We start from the raw sequence: 26,055 nt of genomic DNA, 5'->3' as shown, positions 1-26,055 counted from the left end.
GCGGTATTGTTGTGATCCTTATCACTTTTTTCTACTGAATCTTAACTAAGAATAAGTGTAAACGAACATGATATGCAATATTAGCTGTCAATATTTTTACAAACCGCTAGAATTGCAAAAAATCTGGTAAAATGGTAAAAATAGAGTTAAATTCGGCACTGTGATGGAACGACGAAAATTTACTAAATTTCATGGTATATCAAACTGGTTATCTAACTCAGTTACTGAATCTGAAGATAAGCAATATATACATCGTCTACTAAAAGAAGATAAAAATCAACGAAATGTAATTCTTGATGAATTGATATCAATTGTTCAAAAAGCTCATGAAGATGCTCGCTTTCGTCTTCGTAAATTAGCTGGAAATCCTCTAGCTCCCTTTAGTGATTTTCTAGAAACAGAACCATGTAAAGGTTATCCTGAAAGTCTCAACATTATAACTCTTCAGGGTTATTTTGGAGAAATATTTGCGGGAATAATTGCAGAAAACTTTGAGCATTTTGGATATGATGATTGGGAAATTCCTGTTTTTCTATTTCGATTCCATTTAACTGAGTTTCAGCATTTAGAAGAATTAAATCAAACTGGAGAAATTGCAAAACAGAGACCTGGACGTACAGGTGATGACTGTCTTGCTTTTCGGCGTAATAATGAAGGATTAATTATAGCTTCTCTGGTTTGTGAAGCAAAATGCACAACTAATCATTATCAAAAAACGATATCTGAGGCGCATGAAAAGGCAAGTACAGCAAATGTAAAACCAGTTGATATTCTACAACTTATAGATATTTTACTAGACTATAATGATGATAATTTTTCATCTGAATGGGTTGATTCTTTAAGATTGCTACAAGGCAAAGATGATACAAAAAATTACGAACGCTGTGATTTAGTTAGCTATATTTGTGGTAAACATCCTGTTAGAAGCGCAACCTGGATATCTGCCGACATACCAAACGAAGAATATACAGCCAATAGAAAATTAGAAGCAGTTGAAATACATCTGCATGATATTGAAAATCTCATTAATACCGTTTACAATCCAGTTTTATATATTAAACATCGAATTAATGATTTACATAAATATATACATTATATCGAACATAAGATTGAGCTTATTAAAAAAGAATTTGAAATTTTAAGCAGGCTAATTTATTATATTAAAATAACACCAGTAATTACCGAAAAAGAAGTTGAAGTATTACAAAAATTGGATCATTATCTTGAGAATAGAATTAAGTTGATAGAAGAAGAAAATGAATATATTAATATTCTAGCAGCCAATGGAGAATCTTTAGTAGATATTTGCAAATATATATCTCAGAAAATAGATAATCCATATCATGAAATAGCAAATTACGATGTCATACTAGAACAAGAAGTTCCGCAAGACCACATGACTCAACTTAGAAGTAAAGTCATTGCTTTAGCAACAGAGCTACAAAAGAGTTTAGCAGGTGGTAGCCTAACACCAAGTATTGCAAAACTTTATAGTCAACATACCAGACTCCGTGCAGGAGGAGAGGGACTACAAGGATGGCGGGAAGATGAAGCAAGTGAACGATTAAATGATGCTATACGCCTAATTGATGCGGCATTTATTTTAAGAGAAGATGGAAATACCAACTGGCGTAATGCAATGTTACGGGCTGGTGAGTTGCTTGAATGGCTATCTCATCCCCAACTAAACCCGGATCTTTTACCAATTCGTTTACTTGCAGCAGCCCTATATGAACTTGCTGGTTATCCTGCTAGGGCTTCTGGTTTACTTAATGAAGATACGACTGATGGAATAGAATCAGAAATTGTACGTTCTTTGCTAAAAGCGGATTTCCCCAATTTATTACAAGAACTAACAAAATATTGGGCAACTGCAAGATCATCGAATTTCCAAATTGAATCTAGTCTTCTTTGGGATGACACGGATACAGTTGCTCATAAATTTAACAAATTGATAGTTGAAAACACTACTAGTTCTTTAGGAATCTTATGTGCCGAAATGCGCTGGGGAAATGAACCCAGAATAGAAAAAGCTATCCAAAAGCTTTCTGATGTTGCCAAGACACTTCTTCATGGACATGATAATTACTCTTGGCTTTTAGGTAAATTGTGTGCTGAAGTTGCTTCTGTATATGTTGAAACTTCTTTACGACATCATTTACAAGCAATTTCTCAGACTATTACCCAAAGTGGTAAGAATTTCTTAGATAATTATTTACGCCAAAAATACCAGAAATGTAGGGCTTTAGCATGGCCTTCTCAAATTTCTGGAATTGAAAAACTGGCAACAGCAGAATCTTTTGCACTTTGTACTCCTACAGGTTCAGGAAAAACAACGATAGCTGAGATTGCTATTTTACAAAGCTTATTTTCTGAAAATACAAATTCTATTAATTTGAGCAATTCTGCTTCTTTAGTGATGTACTTAATTCCTAGTAAAGCATTAGCGACAGAAGTTGAATCTAGCTTGTCTCGTGTTTTAAATCCGACTAACAATCAAATTAATAAAAATGTTGTAGTTACAGGTTTATATGGCGGAACTGATTGGGGACCAACAGATGTATGGCTAACATCAGAACAACCAACAGTTTTAATTTGTACTTATGAAAAAGCAGAAGCTTTGATGAAATTTTTGGGTGCTTTCTTTATTCGTAGAATTTCCCTGATTGTTATAGATGAAGCTCATGCAGTTCAATTTGATGGTAATAATAATTCTTTACAAAAATCTGAGAATAGATCCTTACGTTTAGAATCATTAAGTGCCAGATTATTTACCTATGTTGAACAAAATCATGCTCGAATTATTGCACTATCAGCAGTGGCTTCAAATACAGAAAGTGCGTTAGCCAATTGGATAGAAAACCAAAATAATGCAACTCCAGTAAAAACAGATTATAGAAGTACACGCCAATTAATAGGTCGTCTTGAATGCCTACCAGGAAGAGGATTTAGAATATACTATGATTTACTTGATGGTAGAAGATTAAGATTTGAAGAAGGTGGTGAAACTAATACACCTTTTATTCCACGACCTTTTCCAGTACATCCTCCTGCATCTCAATGGGAAAATAAAGGACCAGAAAAGCGTTTACGTCCTTATTTATTTTGGGCTGCCATGAACTTAGCTGCACCAGATGAACAAGGAATAAGACGTGCTGTTCTTATTTCAATACCAGATAAAATAGGAGGTTATGCTGAAGACTTTATCAAATTACTGGATTCAACATGGTCACAAATAGAAATACCTTCATTTTTTCAAGAACCTATAGAACAAGATAAACTTGATATTTTGCAAAAGTGTTTACGAGCTTGTGAAGATTATTTTGGCACAGAATCACGTGAATATAAGCTGCTAAAGAAAGGAGTAGTAGTACATCATGGAAAAATGCCTGGTTTAATGGCTAGATTGCTGATTGACATCATAGAAGAAAGAATTGTACATTTAGTTTTGGCAACCTCAACTCTCTCTGAAGGCGTTAATCTTCCATTTGAAACAGTATTAATTCCTAGTTTAAGACGTGGCAGTGGAGAACTAAATATTAGTGAATTTGCTAATTTAGTTGGTCGCGCTGGAAGACCTGGATTTGGCACAGAAGGACGTAGTTTAGTGTTACTTAGTGATTCTCCATCAACAGAATGGAGTCACAAACAAGCACCCAAAAGATATTGGTCTTTAATAGGAGAATTAGAGAACCAAACACAAGCAAATCCACACAATGCACATCCTATAAGTCCTCTGGCAAAATTACTACTATGCTTGGAAGATAAATGGCAAGAAATATCTAGTTCTAACAAACAAGATGATTTTTTAACCTGGCTAGAAAAAACTGCGCCACTTGCCTCTGATAATAATCTATCAGAATCGGAATCATCAGCTATTGAAACTCTGGACTCACTAGATAGTTTTATACTATCTGCAATTGTTGAAATTGAAAATTTAGCTGCTAAAGATTTAAGTTCTAATGAATTAGAAGAACAATTGCAAAAAATTTGGCAACGAAGCTTTGCCTATTTTGCAAGTAACGAACAGGAAAGACTAGAAAAGTTATTTATTAAGCGAGGTATTGCACTAAAAACAGCAATTTATAGTAATTTTTCACAGCGTCGGCGTTTGTATCGCACTAGTCTACCACCACGTGATGGAAATCAGCTTTTAAATCTCTATCCTCAACTTAAAGAACAATTATCTATGGGTGGGGATTATGCCATGTGGACAGCAGAACAACGCTTTAAATATGTTGAAGATATAGTTAGCAATTTAACTCATCTATCTAAGTTTAAACTAAATGATCCAAGAAGAGATGTTTCCTGGAATGAAATACTACACTGGTGGCTTGACCCTAAGACGGCAGATAAACAACCAACCCGAACTCAAATTTCAGATTGGCATTCATATACTAATCAAAATTTTGTATATAGATTTAACTGGGGTTTAGGAAGTATTATAGCACTAGCAATGGATGAAGCTTTTGGTGGTGAGTTAGTTAAATCGTCTCTCGAAAACTGGTCACAAACTGGGCTACCTTGGATTGTTTTTTGGATGAAAGAACTTATTGTTTGGGGAACATTAGATCCAGTAGCTGCATACTTACTTGCTAAAGTAGAAGAAGTAGTAACTAGAAAAAAAGCTGAAGAATTAGCACAAACTTACTATTTGTACATTAGCGAAAGAGAAACAGAACCAAATGAATATCTTAATGCAGTAAATATCAAAAATTGGGTAGAACAATCATTTTCTAATCTTGAAAAAAGATATTCAGTAAAGCTAAAACCACCTAGTATAATGAATGTAACATTGCTGAAAGATTTCAGTAAAGCTCCAAGTAAAAATTGGAGAGTAGTACCTGTAGAAATTGATGATAATATTCAGTGGTTTGACTTAGCGGGTTTTCCCCTTGCAGTTTGCCAAAAGCCTGAAAATTGGCAGTCTGATTTTTTAAACACCTACGACTTCATACTTGAGGCTGAAAATAAAATAGTTTCATCAAAGATTTATGTTTGACCTGTTAAAGCTGAAAACCTGTCACCTGCTATAAACAATTGCTAATGGTGCGTTATGGATTTACTCCTCACGCACCCTACATAATACTATTTCCTCTATCTCATATTCTGCTTTTTCTCGGCTTTAGGATCACGATTAGCCACAGCAGCTAATTCCGCATCCATTAAGGTTTTTCCTGTTGCTGCTAGGTAAACATCATCTAAACTCGGACGAGATTGGGCGATACCAAAAATTGGTAATTTGGCATGATTTAACACCTGTTGAATCGTGATTAAAACGTCATTTTGCGGTGTAACTACCAAATTTAGGGAGTTACCCTGGGCGCTATTGATGATAATTTCTTGCACAAAAGGTAAAGCTGCTAACAGGTTTTTGGCGGTTTCGGCCTCTTCTGGAGGTGAAAATTCCCGGATTCTTAAAGTGATGCGATCGCCACCTACCTGATCTTTTAACTGAGAAGGTGTACCATTAGCAATAACCAAACCTCTATCAATAATTGCCACTCTATCAGCTAAAGCGTCAACTTCTTCTAAATAATGGCTGGTAATTACCACAGTAGTTCCCCCAGCCCGCAATTGACGCAAGAAATCCCAGACTACAACCCGGCTTTCAATATCTAACCCTACCGTTGGTTCATCTAATACTAAAACATCGGGTGCATGGAGTAAACCCGCAGCCAAATCTAATCGCTTGCGTAAACCACCGGAATAAGTGCCGGTTTTTTTATCTGCGTATTCTTGTAAACCCAGTAAATCGAGAATAGTGTTAATTCGCTCTTTGATCACTTTACCAGGAAGATGATAAAGGGCGGCTTGTAACTGTAGTAACTCCCGGCCAGTCAGGACTTTATCTAAAGCTACTTCCTGGGCTACATAACCCAGCCTTTGACGGGCTAATTTGGGGTAATTTAGTACCGAAATGCCTGAAACTTCAATTTTGCCCGTATCAGGGGTTGTTAGCGTACACAAAGCCCGGAGAGTGGTCGTTTTCCCCGCCCCGTTTGGTCCTAGCAGTCCAAATATTTCTCCTGGTTGCACTTGAAAAGAGACATCCTGGACTGCGACCACATTACCGTAGCTTTTTTTGAGATTTTCGATGAAAACGGCGGCAGCCATGACAGCTATAATCCTTAACTATACAATTCGCAACAATCTATTTTCTATTGTACAAGTTGAGCGATCAAAGATCCCCGACTTCTTAAAGAAGTCGGGGATGTCAATGGAAGTTAGTCGGAAATACCTGCATCTCGAAGGCGTTTTTCTAACTCTTCCAAGCGTTTTAAGGCAGTTTCTTTTGCAAGTCGTTCTTGATTCGCTTCTTGTTGGGCAGTTTCCTTAGCAAGTCGTTCTTGTTCCTTAGCAAGTCGTTCTTGCTGCACTAACTCAGAACCCCAAAGTAGCAAATTACCATCTTGATTCCACCAACGTAACCAGTAACCTTGACGGTTTTCGCGTTTTCCTGGCCAAACACCAATAAATAATTCCATTTCAGTTAACCAGTAACGGTTATTTTCATCTGGAGATTGTAATTTATAGTGTCCATTTTCATACAAGTGATATATTTCTAATTCACCGATATCTGGTTGAAAAATGATGTAGTTAGGAACTTGTAAAACTTGTTCATAATAAAACCATTTTCCGGAGGGATAAGTGTGTTTATTAGAATATTCACTACCATCGCTATCGGAAAGAAATTCTATGACCACCGCAGGAATTTGTCCCTGTTTATGGGGGGTGTAACTGCGTTGGATTTGTTCTCTAGACACTGTAATTTATGGCACGTAAGCCCAGTCAGGGGCTTTGATGACAAATTTACCATTTACCGTGGCACAGATGCCGTAATTGGTGGTAGCGATCGCTGTTTCTGGAAGTTTACCAGCCAGTTCTAGGCTTTCCGTGAGTGCTGCTGCTAGACTGGCTTGATTGACATTATCCACAGGTTCATCGTCTAAAACGAAGTCTTCGGGTAAGAGTTCCCAAGTGATTTTGGTGGTCGAAGCACTTACAACCATAGGAAACACAAATAAGGGATTAAATTCTAGTATAGCTTGTGATGGATATGACAATTATAAAATTCCTCCCATAGCTGGTAAAGAATTTTGGGATATGATTCATCTTGAATATGATCATGAATTTGCTGAGTTATTTGCAAAGTAAATTCTCTAGAGAAAATAGAGAGAGTTGTTCAGTAACTTCTTTCCCTTTTGGTTGATTTCCCTGCATTAAATAAATCAGATATTCACCCAGTTCTTTAGCAAGCAATACCGGAACTGCATTACCAATTTGTTTGTATTTAGAACTTATCGAACCATGAAAAATCCAATCATCAGGAAAAGTTTGAATTTTCGCAGACTCGCGCACGGTTAAAGGACGAATTTCTACAGGGTGACACATATCTGTAGCTTTTTGTTGGGGACTGGTTGTGATAGTTGGTGAAGGTTTATCCCAAGATAATCTTCTATAAAAACCGACTTTTCCCCCACCGGAATTATAAGCACCTCCCATTGCTTCCTTCTGTAATTCTTCTGGTAAATTTTTCCAATTTTCTCCTGCTGCTAATAATCTTAAAAACTTGAGCCGATTTTCTGAATAACTAATAAATTCTGGTTCAATATCTACAAAATCTGTTAACGCATCTTTTAAAGTTCTCCACTTTGGTAAAATTTTCCCATCTTTACTATATTTAGCTAGAGGAAATGTAGCAGTTTCACCATCTCTAGAACCAATAAAAAATACACGGGATCTATTTTGGGTAACACCATAATCTGCGGCTTCTAATAGGTTATAAACTACGTTATAGCCTAATTGCTTCATTTCTGCTAAAACAACTTTCAAAGCTGCACCATTTATTTCATCAAGTTCTAAAGCTGGGTAATCTTTTCCTCTTTGATTAATAGGACGATGACGCAAAGAAGCAGAAAGTAATCCTCTGACATTTTCCATTAAGAAAAATCGCGGCTGGACTTCTTTGACAATGCGAATAAAATCCATAAATAAACTCCCCCGTGGGTCCATAACTGAACCCCGTTTTCCTGCGGTGCTAAAAGGCTGACAAGGAGGACCACCGGTGACTAAATCTATTTCTCCTGGAAGTAAAGCACGACCTAAATTTAAAACTCTTCCTCCCTCTTCTAATAATTCTTGGGAAGTAACTTTTTCTAATTCTCTGGGAATAGCACTTTCTTGGAGATGAGGTTTATTAAGAGCAATTGTTTTAACTGTATCTTTATCTTTTTCAACTACACTAACAGTATAAAATCCTGCTTGTTCTAGTCCTAAATCTAAGCCATAAGCACCTGTGAATAAGGAAATGCAAATAGGTTGATTATTGATCATGTTGGTAATTTTTATTTTATCAATATTATAAATAGCATTTTTAGAGAATCTGGTGAATGATAAAGCTGACTTTGCTTTTGAAACAACTTTAGCTGCTCGTAATTTTGCGCGTTTTATTAGAGAATGTAAAAACCAAGATTATATAATAAATTTGATATACTTTTGGCTGGAAAGTCCAGAACTAGCAATAACGAGAGTCCGCAGACGGGTAGCAAGTGGAGGTCATAATATTCCCGAAGATATCATCCGCAGACGCTATGAACGAGGACGCAGAAATCTAACTGACCTTTATTTACCTTTGTGTAATACTTGGATAGTATATAATAACTCTGGGGATGAACCTCAATTACTTGCTGAAACAGGTATAAATCAGGAAGTGATAATTTATGAATACAGAATCTGGAATCAAATTAGAGCAAGATAATAAATCTCATATTCCCGTTACATAGTTACATCAAAAAATAGATGCTGGTGTGAAATTTGCTATTGCGAATGCTATAGAAAGACATCGCAGGTTAAGAGAATCTATTAGTATTTTGCGAGATGGTAAAGTTGTGACTTTGACAGCAGATGAAATACCACCTCGTGATATTCAGAATATTGTATAAGTACCTGTCAATAGGGTAATCTATAAAAATATCTACAAGGGGAGCATAACGGTAATGAACAATAAAACATCAAAACAAAGAGATTTTACTAAATGGCTTAGACAAATTAGAAAGCAGGCTTATGTTAAAGAGTGTTTTCATAAAGATATAGAACTCGTATTTGATTTTTGAAAAAATTAGGTATTGTAGGGTGCTTTACTACTGCATAAATTCTATCAATAAACAGATTTGTAATATCTGACGCACCCTAGGTATCTTTTTATAAATCAAATATTATTCCTATATACGAATACCTAATTTTTATAATTTTACTTTGTCAAATAAGCTCATGGTAGGCACTTTAGTTAAAGTACCCACTACGAACTAAAAATCAATTCTAGTATTTTCGATCCTGATAAAAATATGCTACATTAAATGTAAATAGTAAAATACTAATCCTATATAAACAAAATGCAAACTAATAAATATCCCTTTGCTCAAGAATTGATTACTGATATTGAAGGTAATATCAGAAAAGTAGTCATTGATTTTCACGACTATCTAAGGTTGCTAGAAGCTATAGAAGATGAAGGACTTATTCTAGCCATGAAAGAAGTAGAAAATGAGACACCATTAGATTTAAATGAAGCTTTAGCGGAATTAGAAGAAGAGTGAATACCCAGTATCTACCAAGTTTTATTAAAGATTTGAAAGCACTCAAAAGTACACCTTACTATGAGTCTATTAAGAAATTTGCTTTTGAAGAAATAATCGAAATATCAAATTTTGCATAAATCACAAATATCAAAAAACTTCAGGGATATGATAATGCTTATCGGATTCGTATAGGTGATTATCGTCTTGGTATTATTTTCGATGGTGAAACATTAATTTTTGAAAGAGTTTTACACCGAAAAGAAATTTATCGCTATTTCCCCAAATAGATAATTTCACAATAATCATACAAATACATGAGTAAGGGTTTAGCATTGCTAAACCCCTACATAATTTATTGATTTTTCGTTACTAAAATACCTACTGCCAAACGTAGATAAGCAGAAACAAAATAATCCAGATAACATCAACAAAGTGCCAAAACAAAGAAGTGGCATTTATCCCAAAATGACCATGATCAAAATTACCAGGAATAAAAGAACGCAATAAGACAATTAACTGTAACAGAATACCCGTAAAAACGTGCAACCCGTGAAAACCAGTTAATAGATAAAACATTCCTCCAAACGTACCAGAAGTAAAACCAAACTCTAAACTACTCCATTCCACAGCTTGACCATAGAGGAAATAACCACCCATAGCCATTGTTAAAAACAACAATAGACGATAACTCGTTAAATCATGTCTTTCCAGAGCTTTTTCTGCAAAATAAATCACAAAACTACTAGCAACTAAAACCACAGTATTAATGCTAGGTTCTTTTATTTCCAAACCAGAAACACCAGCCGGCAACCAATTAACAGCAGAAGTTTTGTAGATAATATAGCCAGCAAAGAAACTCAAGAAAATGACACTTTCCGATAACAGAAAAACAATAAAACCAAACATCTTACTGCCTTCTTCATCATGTCCATGCTCATGACTAACATGATCTAAATCATCAGGAGAAACAGAAACATCCATTGTTAAAAAACTCCAAAAACAGGAAAATAGTAATTAGGAAAAAAGTAATGAGAAAAACTATAGCGATTCTAAACCAGACGGGAAAAACTCTCTTCCTCCGTGTTCTCTGTGCCTGGAGTGGTTCGTTAAAAAAATCCTGAACACACATCAAATAGAATCGCTATATTACCCATTACTCATGTTCAGCAGATGCAATTAAATCCTCAGACTTACCATAACCATAAGGTTCGCAAGTAATCACCGGAATTTCCTCAAAATTTTCAACAGGAGGAGGAGAAGAAACAGTCCATTCCAAACCAATAGCCCGCCAAGGATTAGCAGGAGCTTTTTCTCCGTCTATCCAAGAAATCAACATATTGAAAATGAAAGGAAGAGTAGACATTCCTAACAAAAAAGAACCCAAACTAGCAACAATATTCCAACCAATTAATTCAGGTGCATAAGAAGCAGCGCGGCGTAACATTCCTTGTAAACCTAATGGGTGCATAGGTAAGAAATTCAAATTTGTGCCGATAAATGCTAACCAAAAATGGATTTTTCCCCAACCTTCGTGGAACATTCTCCCCGTCATTTTAGGAAACCAATGATAGATAGCGGCATACATTCCCATAGTTACAGTTCCATAGAGAACATAATGGAAATGGCCGACAACAAAATAGGTATTATTAACATGAACATCTACAGGAACAGAAGAAAGCATAATTCCTGTAATGCCAGCAAAAACAAACATTACCAAACCACCCAAAGCAAATAACATGGGTGTAGTGAGGCGAATTTTACCACCCCAAATAGTTGCCACCCAAGCAAATACCTTAATCCCTGTGGGAATAGATACAAACATGGTTGTCACCATGAAAAACAACCGTAGCCAAGCAGGAGTACCACTGACATACATATGGTGTACCCAAACAATGCCGCTAACTACAGCAATTAACATGGAAGAAATAGCAACGACTTTATAACCGAATAGAGGTTTGCGGGAATAAACCGGGAAGATTTCCGAGAAAATGCCGAAAATAGGCAAAATGATTACATAAACTGCGGGGTGAGAATAGAACCAGAAATAATGCTGGAACATCACCGGGTTTCCGCCTTTGGTGGGGTCGAAAAAAGCAGTTCCTACTGTAATATCAAGAAGTAACATTACAGCCCCTGCGGTTAAAGCTGGGAGTCCAAATAATTGGATAATTTGGGCGCTAAATACTGCCCACACAAAGAGAGGCATTCTAAAATAACCCATTCCCGGCGATCGCATTTTCACAATAGTAGTGACAAAATTTACCGCACCCATAATGGAAGAGACACCGGAAATAGCCACTGCTAATAACCAGAGAACTTGACCGTTAATCAAGTTTCCCGTGGGGTTTTGGGTACTGACGGGGGGATATGCCCACCACCCAGATTGAGCCGGTCCACCGGGGACAAAGAAGCTGGCCATGAGGAGAATACCCACCACCGGCACCATCCAAAAAGCGACGGCGTTGAGGCGGGGGAAAGCCATATCTCGCGCCCCAATCATCAGGGGAACAAGGTAGTTAGCCATACCAACAAGGGAGGGGAATGTCCAGAGAAACAGCATCACTGTTCCGTGCATGGTAAACATTCCGTTGTATACTGTGCGGTCTATCAAATCAGCTTCCGGGGTGATCAGTTCTCCGCGCAAAATCATAGCGAAGATACCACCAACCAGGAAGAAAATAAAAGAGGTAACGAGGTATTGAATACCGATAACCTTATGGTCTGTACTGAAACTGAAGTAGGTTCTCCAGGTTTGGGGCGGTTCGTGGTGATGTGATTCACCAGTGATATCAATGGGGATGTTAGTCATTCGATTTTAGATTTTAGATTTTAGATTTTGGATTGCCAATTTTTAGATTTTTGATGACCAAATCTAAAAGCAAAAGGTTAGTTAACCGGAGAAATTGACCAAAGGAGGTGTAGCGGGTTTAACAGTTTTCCAACCGCTATTAATCCCATTTTCGAGTTTTTGAGCGTATTCAGAAGCCGCTTGGTTAGGTGCTGGGGTGAGTTCTTGACTTGCAGCTTTGCTTAACCACTGCTGATATTGACTAGGTGATTCCACAATTACTTTTGCCCGCATAGTAGCAAAATATGTACCGCTATATTGGGAATCAGTTAAATCATAAGCACCGGGGCGAATAGGAGTAAATTCAAAGTCCAGATCATGACCAGGAATAATGTCTTGTTTAAGACGGAAAGCAGGTATATAAAAGCCGTGAAGTACATCTTCCGAATGTAGATTAAGACGGACACGACTATCCTGGGGTAAATGCAATTCTGTACTGGTAACGTTCTGTTCTGGATAATGAAACACCCAAGCCCATTGTTTAGCCGATACATCAATATGTTCTACATCTTCGACTATGGCTGCTGGATCTTTATCTTCCACAACAGCAACGGACTCCATCTTCATGGGATTATGTAGATGTATCTGGTGAGATGGTCCCTGGATACCCATTTGTTCGTAAACTTGGTAACTATAACCAGCAATCCATAATACCAACATAATCGGGATTGCCGTCCAAACTACCTCCAAAGTTATATTACCTTCAATGTGGGGACCATCACTAAAATCCGTCGGTCTGGCACGATGAAAAGTGATGGAATAGAGAAGAGTAGCAGTTACTCCCAGGAAAATTAAAGCTCCTAATGTTACCAAAAAGCTAAATAAATCATCAATAAGATGAGATTCAGCAGCCCCTTGGGGAGGAAGCCAATAATAAGCCTGTTTACCAATCCATAGACTAGTAAAAGTTACGGCAACTGCCCCAGTAGCTAGGGTCAAAAAGTTGAGAATTTGCCGAATTTTCATAATAGTCAGTTGTCAGTTGTTAGTTGTCAGTTAGTTTTTAATGACCCATTACCCATTACCCATTACCAATTACCCATTACCTATTTACCCATTACCTATTTACCCAATATTTGATTAATGTCTTGTCCGGCTCGCAGTAATTTATCGGCTGTGTTGTGAACACCAAAATCTGCTGCTAAGTGCGCTCCTAATGTGCCGTGAACATACATCAGCAACATAATAATTACACCGACAACGAGATAAGAAATTTGTACTTCTCGCTCTTCATATTTGCCGATAACATAACGTTGCCAACCTCGCCAAAAAGTCATACCAACAATCATTGCTAATAGCAATACACCACCGACACCATGCCACATCATTGTGGGCATTGCTAACATTCCCCAAGGACTTTTAATATCTGCTGGTGGGGCAGCCAATAACATTTCATAAAAACCCGCACCAACCGTAAAGAATGTAATTACAGCAGCGGCAAAAACGTTATACCAACCCACATCAAATAATTGAGAACGCTCAACTTTAATTCCCAAAAATCTGAATAGCCATTTTTCCACAGGGAAGAATACACCTAAAAGATCAAAAATGATGGCAATGATGAATAAACCTAATGTTAGATGTACTAAATTAGGATGAACAGGAATGGCATAAGGTAAACCATTTGCACCCATTTGATGACTAATTTGATCTAATAATTCTGAATTCATGGCAATATTCCATCCTTGACCGCGTCCACAACAGGTACAGTATGTAAGCCATACACCCATACAAGTTCATCACCAAGATACACTTGAAAACCGACAATTAATGTTAATAAAATGCCCACAGCTAGATAATGAAAAGGCAGTTTATTCGGGTTTTGACTCCGCAAAACATAACGCCAAGCTGTAATGGCCGTAATGATTCCAGAAAGTGACCAACCAATAAGAGTATGAACATTTAAAACTGATTTAGCCAGTTCATAAGGTTTAGCTAAACCCGCCTCAAATTGACCAAAAATAATCGCTACAAAAATCGCCACTGTAGCAATACACATATTCCACCAACTCACTTCAAACAAGCGAGTTCTACCAGTTAAATACCCAGCGACATCACAGAAAACAGAAAATAGAACCATCGCAATTACAAAGTGAACCACGATAGGATGTAAAGGATCTGGATATGGTAAATTATGCTCATTCAATGAAGTGAAAAAATCCAGCATTACAATCTCCTAGACTTATTTACTACTCTATCCAGCCAAACATAAATATGATAAATTTGCTGCGAGTTCAGTCATTTACTCCCCTGAAAAATAGGGAAAATATGTCAAACAACAGTAATTATGGATGTAGCTAAACTAAATCACTGTTAGAAATTGAACTTACTAAACCCAATATTTGGGTTAAGTAAATTTTTGTGAATTGTCAGAAAAACTAAAAGTAAAACTTCTAGAATTAATGAGAGAGCCAGCAACAGATTTTAGTCATTGCCGTATTACAATATTTTTAAATCAAAACCAACTATTTTTATGTTTATTGATGTACAATAAAAAATTATCACTTTGTAATTTAAACAACCGAAATATATAGTTTTTATAGTAAGTATAATTAAAACAAAGCTAGATAGAATAAGATTTTCAGAATAATTAACCGCAGATGAGGACAGATAAAGACAGATGAAGACAGATGAAGACAAATAATAAAGACAGATGAGGACAGATAATTAAGACAGATAAAGACAGATGAAGACAGATGAGGACAGATGAACTTCATGATGCTGTGCGCCCTCGCATCTTTGCGCGAAACTAAAAATATGGTTCATTTAGCCAAAAATTGTCCCAACCTAACCCCCAAATCCCTAATTAACCTTCATAGGGGTTGTCTAGCTTATCTACAGACACATTAACCGATAATGGTAAACGACCGGGATTTAAACGCGGTTCGGCCGCATAACCGACCGGTACTAAAACAGCAATGGCTATGTCTGGGTTATTCTCAGCACCAATTATAGCTTTGACCTGTTCTTCAATCCAACCATTCATAAAGCAGGTAGATAAACCCAGGCTTTCTGCGGCTAAGACTAAGTTTGTAGCTGCTATCATGGCATCTTTAATGGCGTATTCCCGGCGCTTGTCTCCTAACCCTGCTTGAAATTGGGGAATTGCATTTCTAAAATAATTCACAGTTCCCTCATTCCAGGCTCCTGTGGCTAACCCTTGTTCTAAAATCGGTGTTAAGTCCTTTTCTCCCGCAGCAGTGTCAGCAGCGAAAACAAAGGTAACGGGCGCTTGGATGATTTGCTTTTGATTCCAGGAAGCCGCGCATAATGCTTGTTTTTGCGTTTCCTCTTGAACTAATACTATTCTCCAAGATTGAACGTTAAAACTACTGGGTGCGGCTACGGTTAATTCTACTAGTTGTTTGAGTAAGTCGGGGGAAATAGAATCTGGTTTGAAGGTTTTGATGGAACGGCGTTGTACTATGGCGCTAGGTACGTCTAATGCTTGGGTCTGGGTGCTGGAACTCACGGTATTCTCCTCTGTTTTGTCCTATTTAGGGTAACGCTTTTTTGTCCGCTGTTCAATTAACCTGTGGTTCGTTATTTGTTGATGGAATTACAGGGTATTTTTGATCACGCACAGACCCAGAGACGCGAGGAAGTAAATGGGGAGTTTTTATCTCTAATATCCCTGTTTTTTTAATTACTTCTCTCTGGTAATATACTTATCTAAGGTAGCAGCTAAAGTGGTTTTGGGAACAGCACCAACAACAGTATTAATTTGTCTTCCTCCTTTAAATACCATCAAGGTGGGAATGGTACGAATCCCGTAATGACTAGCAACTGTGGGATTTTGATCTGTATTGACTTTAACAACTTTCAATTGTCCTTCGTATTCTGTAGCTACTTCTTCGACTACAGGAGATAACATTTTACACGGACCACACCAGGGTGCCCAAAAGTCAACTAAAACGGGTGTTTCGTTTTCTAATACTTCTTGTTTAAATGTGGCTTCTGTTACATTCGTAATTGATGACATAAATCCTCTCTTTAGATTTAAGTTAGTAATTCGATAATATCTAATAAATAGGTGAGGAAATATGTCGCTAAGTTTAAATTTGCTAAGTTTAAATTTGCTAAGTTTTTTATTATCTCTGTAGGTTGGGTTGAACGACAGTTAAACCCAACATTGATGAATTATACTTTTTGATTTTTAATTCTGTTCTACGGGACTAGAATTTTGATCAGCGCCACAATGATAACAATAAGGTAATCCTCTATAGGTCAAATTATGGCAATTATGGCATTCAATATATTGATCATAACCACAGTGGGGACAGTAACTATCTCGTGGACGAATTTTTTTGGCACAGCGAATACACCTTGATTCTTGAATTCTTTTAGTGGCCTGAATTTTGGTATTAAATACAACGGTTTGGAAAAATTTAATGATCCCAAAACCAAGTACAGGAATTACCAAAATATAAAGGTAACGCAGGAGGAAGATTAACCCTGCAAACAGACGATTAATGAGATTAGATAAATATTGAAATATGACACCAATTTGCAGAAATTCAAATATTTTTAGAACTAGAGGAATGAGAAATATAACTAGCAAATGCCAGCTTATGAGGCTTATTAATCCATATCCTTGGCGTTGACTGAAGTTATTAACCAATAATGCAACCAAAATCAAGGGCAATAGGAAAATAGACTGAAATAGAAATTGAATGCTAGAATACCAAAATGATGCGTCTTGATGACCTTTTGCAACTTGGTTAAATTTAGTTTCGTCCTTGACAAAAGAGAGGAAATTAATACTCTCAGGTTTGTTCAGCAGTTGATTTTGTAGATTAGCAATTTCTTGTTTTAATACAGAAATATTGCGGTTGTTTTGCGTTAATTCCTGTTTAGCTTTTTCCGCTTTTACTTGATTAATAGAATTACCTGAAGGCTGACCAGCAATTTTTTCTAAAAGTGTGGAATCGTATTGTTCACGAATTGTATTATTGGCCTGTTGGAGTTGATTAATCTTATTTTGTTTCTGATTGATACCGCTGATAATTTTCTGATTTTCAGGATTGTTTAGTTGATCTTTAAATTCTCCATAATTTAAACATATTGGCGAAACTTTACCCAAATGTCTATTTTCTGCATCTTGATATCTTTGTTGAATTGTTTGCTCATTGCTACTATCAAGTAATCCACTGATCAGAAATTGATAATCTTTATTTGTCCTAGTATCTGCTTTATAATCGTTCCATTCAGAATAGCATGGATAAGACTGAGACGGGCTAAGATACCATTGACTAATATCATTTAAACCTGTAAAGACATTAATTAAAATGAAAATATCAACTAAAATAATTACTATCAAACTCACTTTATTTAGTGGTTCGTTGTTGACTGTGCGAGAATTATTGAAAAATCCGCTTAAAAGACTACGTATTCTATTAAACATATAACTATCCTGTATCTATTTAAGTTGATGGACTATCAAGAAACACAGCCTGATCATCGGTGTTACTGAAAGTAATTTACCATTTTTCTATGACTTTAGTAGTTTTTTTTGTTAAGTTTTATATACTTATTCAGTAGTTAGTTTGTGAGTCAGTTAAATATTTTTGGCTCACGCAGAGGCGCAGAGGCGCGAAGGAAGAGAGAAGAAAATGAACCCAACTGATTTAGATCCCCGACTTTTTTGAATGATCTTCATTATTTACAAAAAATCTAATTCAGAAGTCGGGGATATTTCGTACCTGGCTTAACTCATATTCATTATTTGTTAATTTTTCTGAGTTGTTGCATAGCATCTTGATAGTCTGTTTCTTTACCTTCTTTTTTATAGATATTTGCGGCTGTTTGGAAATCTTTAATTGCACCCTGCTTATCTCCTAAATCCTTACGGACAAGTCCCCGGTTGTAGTAGGCATTGGCATAGTTAGGATTAAACTTGATAGCTTGGGTGTAATCATCTATTGCTCCTTGCTTATTTCCTAAAGCATAACGGACAACTCCCCGGTTGTAGTAGGCTTGGGCAAGGTTAGGATTAATCTTGATAGCTAGGTTGTAATCATCTATTGCTGCTTGCTTATCTCCTAAATCATCACGGACATTTCCCCGTCCGATGTAGGCTTCGGCATCGTTAGGATTAAACTTGATAGCTTGGGTGTAATCATCTATAGCACCTTGCTTATCTCCTAATTCATAACGGACAATTCCCCGGTTGTAGTAGGCATCAGCATAGTTAGGATTAAACTTGATAGCTTGGTTGTAATCATCTATTGCTCCTGGCTTATCTCCTGATTCATTACGGACAACTCCCCGGTTGTAGTAGGCATTGGCATAGTTAGGATTAAACTTGATAGCTTGGGTGTAATCATCTATTGCACCCTGCTTATCTCCTAATTGCTTACGGACAATTCCCCGGCCGTTGTAGGCATTGGCATAGTTAGGATTAATGTTGATAGCTAGGTTGTAATCTTCTATTGCTCCTTGCTTATCTCCTAAATCATTACGGACAATTCCCCGGTTGTGGTAGGCTTTGGCATAGTTAGGATTAATCTTGATAGCTTGGGTGTAATCATCTATTGCACCCTGCTTATCTCCTAATTCAGAACGGACAACTCCCCGGTTGTGGTAGGCTTTGGCATAGTTAGGATTAATCTTGATAGCTTGGGTGTAATCTTCTATTGCTCCTTGCTTATCTCCTAAATCATCACGGACATATCCCCGGCCGTAGTAGGCTTGGGCTAAGTTAGGATTAAACTTGATAGCTTGGTTGTAATCATCTATTGCACCCTGCTTATCTCCTAAATAATAACGGGCTATTGCTCTGTCAAAATAAGCATCTTCATTATTTGGTTTCAGTTGCAATACTTGAGTATAATAACCAAAAGCATTTTGATAATCTTCTTTTTCAATACATTCATTACCCAGTCGCATATATTCGTCAGCTTCAGAAGATGTCAAACTTTCTAAATAGCTGCGTAAACCGCCAGAATAAAGCAATTCATCTATTCCTACCAAGGCTTTACCAGTATTCGATGTAATCATATTTGTTGGTAAAAATCCCGCCAAAATCAGATTGTATTCAGCCTGAGCTTCGCTAACTTCCTCTTGAATTAAAATACAAACTAGAACAGCATTTTTTGCAATTTCTTCTTGACTAATTGACCATTGAATTTTATCGAAATTGCCATTCCGGGCTTTAACCTGAATACCAATTGATGAGTCAGAAGTTAAGGTAAAATCAACTTTTCCATCACCACCAACGCGCTTTTCATAGTCAACTTCTGTGACAAAATCAGCTAACCGGGATTTAACAACTTCCTCACCCAACTTCCCCTTCATATTGTTGATAAAGTAATTTTGGGGATCATTTGGTTTATATTTTTTCACCATTTCCCAGCAAAAATCCCGTAATTGGTCTAACCTTTGACCAGAAATGATAGTTAATTCACTATGCTGGCCTTTTTCGTCACAATGGAGTAATTTAGCAGATTTAAGTCTTTGAATAAAATCAGTTTGTTGTGCCTTGAGTGGTGTTGTCCAGTCCATATTGGTTTAAATTTGCTCTACTGTGACAAAGTATATAATTTCATTATTCCCCATCAAGAGCCAAAAATTCCATCTCTCAAACTCTTCCTTCGCGCCTCTGCGTGAGACAAATTCCTACTTTGATTCCTGTGATTTCGTAGGCTGGATAATAGCTTGACAATACCCAAGTAAAGTATTAATTCGTTCTTCAATGGCTTTCAATCTAGCCTGTAGCGTTGTTGAATGCCTTGCCCCTTGGAGAAACATTATATCCACTTCCAAGAGTCGCAACTGTTTACTTATTTCCGTTTTATAGGACAGTTGCTGGGAATTGTCATCAACTAAGGGAACAAGCTGTAAAAAAAATGTTTGTAAATGGGTGAAATTTAACCGTAATTGATTAGTATTGAGTTTATCGGCTGTTATATGAGTTCGTAACTCGTCTATAAATGTTGCCAACTCCTGATATTTATCACAATTTAAAGACATTTGTTGCCAGTTAGGATAATATTAATGTCAAGAAAATTTTCTCATACAACTCAACTTTCTTTTGTTTCTGCTGAAAATCACCAGCCTTGAATTTTACTTTTGAGGCTTGGTTTCTCGTCAATAGGTTTTTATGACCATATTTGCCAGCAACCTGTAATGGATGATAACTACAAACAATACAATTAGAACATTATCTTTCTCACCTTATCTCTAAGCCTCCAGGCAACAGCATCTATTTTATGGCGGTGCTGTCAATTTTAACTATCTTCCAACCTATCCACAAATTACCTTTTTGATTTTATGAGTAGTATAGCTATCAAACCTCCTACTGATGTCGTTCTCCCAGACTGGCTGAACAGATGTTTAATTGAACCTCCAGCACCCATACTGACGGAGGAAGAGGAGCGAACGTATAACGGTAACGCCCTTATTTGTCGAGCATTTCAGTTTGCTTATGAATTACATGGGGGTCAAACCCGAAAATCTGGAGAGCCTTATATTGCTCACCCTGTGGCTGTGGCGGAAATACTCCGTGAATTAGGTGGTAGTCCTGTTATGATAGCAGCGGGCTTGCTTCATGATGTAGTTGAAGATACAGAAGTTACAGGTGAAGACATAGAAGCACGCTTTGGATCAGAGGTGCGGCGATTGGTAGAAGGTGTTACTAAGCTGTCGAAAATTAATTTTACCAGCAAAACCGAAAGTCAAGCGGAAAATTTCCGGCGAATGTTTCTGGCTATGGCGCAAGATATTCGGGTAATTGTGGTCAAACTGGCGGACCGTTTGCATAATATGCGGACTCTTCAATATATGCCAGAATCTAGTCGTCAACGTAGCGCCCAGGAAACACGAGATATTTTCGCACCTTTGGCGAATCGTTTAGGAATTTGGCAAATTAAATGGGAATTAGAAGACCTAGCATTCAAATATTTAGAACCGGAGGCCTATCGAGAAACTCAGCAATGTGTGGCTGAAAAACGCACGGATAGGGAAGAAAAGTTACTTAAAGCTACGGAGACTCTGCGCCGTCGGTTACTGAAAGCGCGTATTAATTGTTTGGAAATTAGCGGTCGTCCTAAACACCTTTATAGCATTTATCAAAAAATGCGGCGGCAGCAAAAGGAATTTCATGAAATTTATGATTTGGCGGCGCTGCGAATTATTGTCCAAACTAATGAAGAATGTTATCGAGCTTTAGCGGTGGTTCATGATACTTTTCGTCCCATCCCTGGTAGATTTAAGGATTATATAGGTCTGCCTAAACCAAACAATTATCAATCTCTACATACTGGGGTAATTGGTTTGACAGGGCGACCCTTAGAAGTGCAAATTCGCACTCTGGAAATGCACCATATCGCGGAATACGGAATTGCTGCTCATTGGAAGTATAAAGAAACTGGTGGTTCTGAGAATACTAACTTAACAAGTTCTGATGAAAAATTTACTTGGTTACGCCAATTGCTAGATTGGCAAAGTGACTTAAAAGATGCTCAAGAATACTTAGATAGTGTGAAAGATAATCTCTTTGAAGATGGGGTTTATGTCTTCACTCCCAAGGGGGATGTTATTCCTTTAAGTCCTGGTTCTACCAGTATAGATTTTGCCTATCGCATTCATACAGAAATCGGAAACCACTGTGCAGGGGCGCGGGTAAATGGGCGCATTGTTCCCTTATCAACGCGATTGCATAATGGTGATATTGTTGACATTATTACTCAAAAAAATTGTCATCCCAGTTTAGATTGGTTAAATTTTGTTGGTACTTCGGCTGCGAAGTATCGTATTAAACAATGGTATAAGCGATCGCGCCGAGAAGAAAATGTCGCCAGGGGACGGGATTTATTAGAAAAGGAATTGGGGAAAACTGGTTTTGAGAACTTACTCAAATCAGAGGCTATGCAGACTGTGGCGGAAAAGTGTAATTATCACAGTGTAGAAGATTTACTGGCTAGTTTAGGTTATGGGGAAGTTACTTTAAATTTAGTGCTGAACCGTTGGCGGGAAGTTGTTAAAGGTAAACAACCTGTTAGTGATATGATCCCATTTCTCGCCAAGGAATCAACAGCAAAAACTTCGCGCCAGGAAAAAACGGATTCATTATCTACATACCGTGCTAGTGATTCCCCTATTCTTGGGGTGGAGGGTTTAGTTTATCATATTGCTGGTTGTTGTACTCCCATTCCTGGGGAACCAATTGTGGGGGCTGTGACTAGGGGAAGAGGAATTTCTATACACCGCCAAGGCTGTCATAATCTAGGTCATGTTGAGTGTGAACGTTTAGTACCAGTGCGTTGGAACTCAGTTACAGAAAATCAAAGCCGTCCTTATACATATCCTATTAATATGCAAATTGAGGCATTAGATAGAGTGGGAGTATTAAAAGATGTACTATCTCGATTAAGCGACCAGGGTATCAATGTCCGTCACGCTCAAGTTAAAACTTCTTTGGGAGAACCGGCTTTAATTGATTTAGGAATTGATGTGCGCGATTGTCCTCAGTTGGAACGTTTATTTGTTCAACTTAAAAAAATGAGTGACATTATTAATATACGTCGTGTCTGTGAGGCTGACGACTGTGGATGAATTAAAAATTAATAAAGGGTATTGGGCGAATAGAAGTCGCTACTACACAAGCAAAGTCCACCTCCGTGGACTAATTAGGGCTTAATGAGACTAAGTAGGTGAACGGAAAAAACCCGACATAACAGGTTAAGAGTTACCTGTCACCTGTCACCTGTTCCCTGTTACCTGTTAAGAGTTCCCTGTCCCCTGTTACCTGTTACCTGTTACCTGTTACCTGTTCCCTCTTCCCTGTCACCTGTTCCCTGTTCCCTGTCACCTGTTCCCTGTTCCCTCTTAAACAATTTCATTTAGGGTTTGTAATAGTTGATCTATTTCTTCAACTGTGTTATAATGGGCTAATCCTATCCGCAATAATCCACCAGATGTTTCTACATCTAATTTTTCTGTGAGGTTAATTGCATAAAAATTTCCGTACCAAACAAATATTCCCTTTTCTCCTAATATTTGGGCTATGGTTGCGGGCGTTTTTCCTGCTATGCGAATAGATACTGTTGGTGTGCGCCATTTAAATTGGCTGGGTTCTGTAATACCATATAAGCGTAAACCAGGGATTTTTAATAAGCCTGAAATTAGCTTTTTACTTAATTCTCTTTCATATTGTTGAATGGCTGACATTGCTGCTATTAAAGCTGCTCGTCGACTATGATAGGCTGATACTAATTGATGATTTTTTTGTTCTGGTGCTGTCAAAAATCGAGGACAATGGAAGGTAGTTAAACCTTCTCTGTCGGCTTCTATTAAGGAGGAAAGTAATTCATTATCTAAGTTTGGGGAAACATGACAACCTAATTTGGCTAAATAATTAATCGCTGCTATTAACCCGGCTAAACCTTCATGATTTAAAGTTCCTGTTTCCCATTTTGAGGGAATTTCTTCTGTTGCTGGTTTAACTTTATAAGGGGAAAATCTGGTTAAATGTTCTCTTTTTCCGTAGACAATTCCTACATGGGGTGCGAAGAATTTGTAAGCAGAACAGGCTAGAAAATCACAATCTAAATGATGAACATTAATCAGTCCATGGGGCGCGTAATGGACAGCATCAACATATACTAAAGCCCCGACATTGTGGGCTATTTTGACTATTTTACTAATATCATTAATTGTCCCCACGGCATTAGAAGCATAGGTAACTGCTACTAATTTGGTGCGGGAATTTATCTTTTTTTCTAAATCATGCCAATCTAAAGTACAATCAGAAGTATTGATATCAACAGCACGAATAATTACACCTTTTTCTGCTAAAGCATACCAAGGAGAAATATTCGCAGCATGATCTAAGTCTGTAACGATAATTTCATCACCAGCTTGTAATTCTCTACCAATAGCGCGACTCACAGAGAAGGTGAGAGTGGTCATATTTGCGCCAAATACTATTTCATCATTATCGCATCCTAAGAAGTCAGCGATCGCTGCTCTGGCGGAAATAATTAAAGCATCTGTTCGCAAACTTGTAGCAAAAGTACCATGAACATTCGCATTTGATCTAACTAAATAATCACTAATTGCGTCTAAAACTCCACCAGGAACTTGTGTTCCTCCTGGTCCATCAAAGAAAATTGCTGGCTTTTTGTTGATTGTTTGTGTGAGTGCGGGAAACTGAGAACGAATCCATTTTATATCTAGAGATTCCATAGTTTTTCCTCTGTTTATGATTTTTGTTTCGCGTAAAGGTGCAAGATGTGAGTATAGCAATCTTCAGTGGGTTGTGAATGTATTTTTTTTTGAACGAACCACAGAGGACACAGAGGACGCAGAGGTAGAGAAAAAAGAGGTATTCACGTCTGATTTAAGATCGCTATATATTAGATTATATTTTACTCTAATATTTTACTCTAATATTTAATTTTTTTCTATGGGAAAAGCAACATTGGTTAAAATATTAATTGGGTTAATGTTTTTAAGTATTTCCATTTGTTGTTGATTTTTGACTAATAATGCACCTGCAAAACCTAGAGAATTTATGGAAATTTCTGCAAATTCTTCTTGTTTTCGCGGCACAATTAACATCCATTTTCGTGTAATTAAAAGATTATATGCTCCCGATTGTAGATTATTTTCTAGAGGTTTAATTCCCATTTTCTGTAGTAAATTATGATATTTTTCTAAGGTTACTTTTGGACTTTCTCCGCTATGAAGATTAGTAAAAGCGTGTAAAAAGGGAAATTCTCGGATAGTTCCCATATTATTTTCTAGTTTTGCAGTTTTTAAAAGTGGGGAAATAGGAATATCTGTTTCTGAAAAAGGGACAATTTGTAAATGTTTATGTGGTTGACTCGCACCAGCTAGTTTACCACCATTGTAAAATACTAAACCTTCAAATTCTCCTAAACAAGCCCACATTGCTGTAAAATCTTCTAGGGTGAGTAAGGTTTCTTGTTGTTCAAAAATGCGGGTGATAATTAACAAATGATTATCAACAACATTGAACTTATTTAAAATACAAACATGAGTAGGAGAGATATCCGTGACGAATAAATCTTGCTCGTAGGGTAAGAAAGGATTAAACTTTTTACCAGTCCTAGCAATTTGTTGTTCTTGTTTTTCTTTATCGGCTTGTTTGCGGTTGAGATTTGCTAAAATTCTGATCATAAATTTTATCCCATCTTGTTCGACAATTTCCAATTCCGTGGGAATAGATTTTAACGCCCCAGAATTTAAAGCCAGTTCTGTTGTTTGCTTCACACTTGTCCATAAAGTACCTGGTACAAGTAGAATTTTTTCCTGATTATTAATATCTGCCAAAATTCACCTAATTAATAATACAAATTGACATCTCCCAAACTAACATACTTTTATCCTTAGCAGGGCTTTCTCATTCTCAAATCAGTATCAAATGGTATTAGCGACTAGGGGGGGCTAGAAGTCTACCCCACAATTATCAGCAGTCGCAAGCGACTAGGGCGGGCTAGAAGCCTACCCCACAATTATCAGCAGTTGCAAGCGCGATCTAGAAGTCTACCCCACAATTATCAGCAGTCGCAAGCGACTAGGGCGGGCTAGAAGCCTACCCCACAATTATCAGCAGTCGCAAGCGACTAGGGCGGGCTAGAAGCCCACCCCACAATTATCAGC

General features: G+C 37.3%; 19 protein-coding genes and 1 pseudogene. 5 read left to right on the top strand and 15 right to left on the bottom strand.

Features of this window, described 5'->3' with window-relative positions:
- Positions 1 to 163 precede the first annotated feature (163 nt).
- Positions 164 to 5,002, top strand: a complete 4,839-nt coding sequence (locus H6F62_RS01745) for a DEAD/DEAH box helicase (RefSeq protein WP_242025889.1) — start codon at positions 164 to 166, stop codon at positions 5,000 to 5,002.
- A gap of 95 nt (positions 5,003 to 5,097) precedes the next feature.
- Here H6F62_RS01745 and H6F62_RS01740 read toward each other — a convergent pair whose 3' ends face one another.
- From H6F62_RS01740 to H6F62_RS01730, 3 genes and pseudogenes are all read right to left on the bottom strand, one after another.
- Positions 5,098 to 6,117 carry an ABC transporter ATP-binding protein gene (locus H6F62_RS01740; RefSeq protein WP_190371173.1) on the bottom strand — a complete coding sequence of 340 codons (1,020 nt, stop codon included), beginning with the start codon at positions 6,115 to 6,117 and terminating at the stop codon, positions 5,098 to 5,100.
- A 110-nt stretch (positions 6,118 to 6,227) separates the two neighbouring features.
- Positions 6,228 to 7,013 (bottom strand): annotated as a pseudogene (locus H6F62_RS01735) (Uma2 family endonuclease).
- A 130-nt stretch (positions 7,014 to 7,143) separates the two neighbouring features.
- Positions 7,144 to 8,337, bottom strand: coding sequence for a DNA cytosine methyltransferase (locus tag H6F62_RS01730; protein ID WP_190371172.1), 1,194 nt, complete (start codon positions 8,335 to 8,337; stop codon positions 7,144 to 7,146).
- A 52-nt stretch (positions 8,338 to 8,389) separates the two neighbouring features.
- Here H6F62_RS01730 and H6F62_RS01725 point away from each other — a divergent pair, with 52 nt between their 5' ends.
- The 3 genes from H6F62_RS01725 (at position 8,390) to H6F62_RS01720 (ending at position 9,599) form a co-directional block, all read left to right on the top strand.
- Positions 8,390 to 8,761, top strand: a complete 372-nt coding sequence (locus H6F62_RS01725; protein ID WP_347238689.1) for a zeta toxin family protein — start codon at positions 8,390 to 8,392, stop codon at positions 8,759 to 8,761.
- 49 nt (positions 8,762 to 8,810) lie between these two features.
- Positions 8,811 to 8,945 carry a hypothetical protein gene (locus H6F62_RS21295; protein ID WP_268904583.1) on the top strand — a complete coding sequence of 45 codons (135 nt, stop codon included), beginning with the start codon at positions 8,811 to 8,813 and terminating at the stop codon, positions 8,943 to 8,945.
- Positions 8,946 to 9,395: 450 nt separating this feature from the next.
- Positions 9,396 to 9,599, top strand: coding sequence for a hypothetical protein (locus H6F62_RS01720; protein WP_137906744.1), 204 nt, complete (start codon positions 9,396 to 9,398; stop codon positions 9,597 to 9,599).
- 360 nt (positions 9,600 to 9,959) lie between these two features.
- On the opposite strand, the gene H6F62_RS01715 is transcribed toward H6F62_RS01720, so the two are convergent.
- From H6F62_RS01715 to patD, 10 genes are all read right to left on the bottom strand, one after another.
- Positions 9,960 to 10,562, bottom strand: coding sequence for a heme-copper oxidase subunit III (locus tag H6F62_RS01715; RefSeq protein ID WP_190371171.1), 603 nt, complete (start codon positions 10,560 to 10,562; stop codon positions 9,960 to 9,962).
- Between the two features lie 172 nt (positions 10,563 to 10,734).
- Positions 10,735 to 12,390 carry a cytochrome c oxidase subunit I gene (ctaD, locus tag H6F62_RS01710; protein ID WP_137906742.1) on the bottom strand — a complete coding sequence of 552 codons (1,656 nt, stop codon included), beginning with the start codon at positions 12,388 to 12,390 and terminating at the stop codon, positions 10,735 to 10,737.
- Positions 12,391 to 12,471: 81 nt separating this feature from the next.
- Positions 12,472 to 13,395, bottom strand: coding sequence for a cytochrome c oxidase subunit II (locus H6F62_RS01705; RefSeq protein ID WP_137906741.1), 924 nt, complete (start codon positions 13,393 to 13,395; stop codon positions 12,472 to 12,474).
- 95 nt (positions 13,396 to 13,490) lie between these two features.
- Positions 13,491 to 14,099: a DUF2231 domain-containing protein gene (locus H6F62_RS01700; protein ID WP_137906740.1), complete on the bottom strand. Its 609-nt coding sequence runs from the start codon at positions 14,097 to 14,099 to the stop codon at positions 13,491 to 13,493.
- Complete coding sequence (locus H6F62_RS01695; RefSeq protein WP_137906739.1) at positions 14,096 to 14,596, bottom strand: DUF2231 domain-containing protein; 501 nt, start codon at positions 14,594 to 14,596, stop codon at positions 14,096 to 14,098. Before H6F62_RS01695 ends, H6F62_RS01700 begins: the two co-directional genes overlap by 4 nt.
- 639 nt (positions 14,597 to 15,235) lie before the next feature.
- Positions 15,236 to 15,901, bottom strand: a complete 666-nt coding sequence (locus tag H6F62_RS01690; protein ID WP_028088820.1) for a nitroreductase family protein — start codon at positions 15,899 to 15,901, stop codon at positions 15,236 to 15,238.
- Positions 15,902 to 16,075: 174 nt separating this feature from the next.
- The gene (gene trxA, locus H6F62_RS01685) at positions 16,076 to 16,411 is read right to left on the bottom strand and encodes a thioredoxin (RefSeq protein ID WP_190371170.1); all 336 of its coding nucleotides are present in this window, start codon (positions 16,409 to 16,411) and stop codon (positions 16,076 to 16,078) included.
- Positions 16,412 to 16,585: 174 nt separating this feature from the next.
- Positions 16,586 to 17,833 carry a hypothetical protein gene (locus H6F62_RS01680; RefSeq protein ID WP_190371169.1) on the bottom strand — a complete coding sequence of 416 codons (1,248 nt, stop codon included), beginning with the start codon at positions 17,831 to 17,833 and terminating at the stop codon, positions 16,586 to 16,588.
- 317 nt (positions 17,834 to 18,150) lie between these two features.
- On the bottom strand, positions 18,151 to 19,932 hold the full coding sequence (locus tag H6F62_RS01675; RefSeq protein ID WP_190371168.1) for a tetratricopeptide repeat protein: 1,782 nt from the start codon (positions 19,930 to 19,932) through the stop codon (positions 18,151 to 18,153).
- Between the two features lie 114 nt (positions 19,933 to 20,046).
- Positions 20,047 to 20,400, bottom strand: a complete 354-nt coding sequence (gene patD, locus H6F62_RS01670) for a heterocyst frequency control protein PatD (protein WP_190371167.1) — start codon at positions 20,398 to 20,400, stop codon at positions 20,047 to 20,049.
- Positions 20,401 to 20,700: 300 nt separating this feature from the next.
- Between patD and H6F62_RS01665 the strand changes: the two genes are divergently transcribed.
- Positions 20,701 to 22,983, top strand: coding sequence for a bifunctional (p)ppGpp synthetase/guanosine-3',5'-bis(diphosphate) 3'-pyrophosphohydrolase (locus tag H6F62_RS01665; protein ID WP_190371166.1), 2,283 nt, complete (start codon positions 20,701 to 20,703; stop codon positions 22,981 to 22,983).
- A gap of 273 nt (positions 22,984 to 23,256) precedes the next feature.
- Here H6F62_RS01665 and H6F62_RS01660 read toward each other — a convergent pair whose 3' ends face one another.
- Both H6F62_RS01660 and H6F62_RS01655 read right to left on the bottom strand, forming a co-directional pair.
- Positions 23,257 to 24,615: a cysteine desulfurase-like protein gene (locus H6F62_RS01660; protein WP_190371165.1), complete on the bottom strand. Its 1,359-nt coding sequence runs from the start codon at positions 24,613 to 24,615 to the stop codon at positions 23,257 to 23,259.
- A 207-nt stretch (positions 24,616 to 24,822) separates the two neighbouring features.
- The gene (locus H6F62_RS01655) at positions 24,823 to 25,725 is read right to left on the bottom strand and encodes a DUF4922 domain-containing protein (protein WP_199306382.1); all 903 of its coding nucleotides are present in this window, start codon (positions 25,723 to 25,725) and stop codon (positions 24,823 to 24,825) included.
- Between the last annotated feature and the right edge of the window lie 330 nt (positions 25,726 to 26,055).

This window comes from Anabaena sp. FACHB-1391 (genome assembly GCF_014696755.1).
Lineage (GTDB): Bacteria > Cyanobacteriota > Cyanobacteriia > Cyanobacteriales > Nostocaceae > Dolichospermum > Dolichospermum planctonicum.
The sequence above is the reverse complement of the archived record's forward strand: the minus strand, read 5'-3'. Positions and strand labels throughout refer to the sequence as shown.

Bases quoted from the DNA above. Each gene is read 5' to 3' on its own strand.
- H6F62_RS01745 (WP_242025889.1), top strand. From the start codon at position 164: ATGGAACGACGAAAATTTACTAAATTTCATGGTATATCAAACTGGTTA.
- H6F62_RS01740 (WP_190371173.1), bottom strand. From the start codon at position 6,117: ATGGCTGCCGCCGTTTTCATCGAAAATCTCAAAAAAAGCTACGGTAAT.
- H6F62_RS01730 (WP_190371172.1), bottom strand. From the start codon at position 8,337: ATGATCAATAATCAACCTATTTGCATTTCCTTATTCACAGGTGCTTAT.
- H6F62_RS01720 (WP_137906744.1), top strand. From the start codon at position 9,396: ATGCAAACTAATAAATATCCCTTTGCTCAAGAATTGATTACTGATATT.
- H6F62_RS01715 (WP_190371171.1), bottom strand. From the start codon at position 10,562: ATGGATGTTTCTGTTTCTCCTGATGATTTAGATCATGTTAGTCATGAG.
- ctaD (WP_137906742.1), bottom strand. From the start codon at position 12,390: ATGACTAACATCCCCATTGATATCACTGGTGAATCACATCACCACGAA.
- H6F62_RS01705 (WP_137906741.1), bottom strand. From the start codon at position 13,395: ATGAAAATTCGGCAAATTCTCAACTTTTTGACCCTAGCTACTGGGGCA.
- H6F62_RS01700 (WP_137906740.1), bottom strand. From the start codon at position 14,099: ATGAATTCAGAATTATTAGATCAAATTAGTCATCAAATGGGTGCAAAT.
- H6F62_RS01695 (WP_137906739.1), bottom strand. From the start codon at position 14,596: ATGCTGGATTTTTTCACTTCATTGAATGAGCATAATTTACCATATCCA.
- trxA (WP_190371170.1), bottom strand. From the start codon at position 16,411: ATGTCATCAATTACGAATGTAACAGAAGCCACATTTAAACAAGAAGTA.
- H6F62_RS01680 (WP_190371169.1), bottom strand. From the start codon at position 17,833: ATGTTTAATAGAATACGTAGTCTTTTAAGCGGATTTTTCAATAATTCT.
- H6F62_RS01675 (WP_190371168.1), bottom strand. From the start codon at position 19,932: ATGGACTGGACAACACCACTCAAGGCACAACAAACTGATTTTATTCAA.
- patD (WP_190371167.1), bottom strand. From the start codon at position 20,400: ATGTCTTTAAATTGTGATAAATATCAGGAGTTGGCAACATTTATAGAC.
- H6F62_RS01665 (WP_190371166.1), top strand. From the start codon at position 20,701: ATGAGTAGTATAGCTATCAAACCTCCTACTGATGTCGTTCTCCCAGAC.
- H6F62_RS01660 (WP_190371165.1), bottom strand. From the start codon at position 24,615: ATGGAATCTCTAGATATAAAATGGATTCGTTCTCAGTTTCCCGCACTC.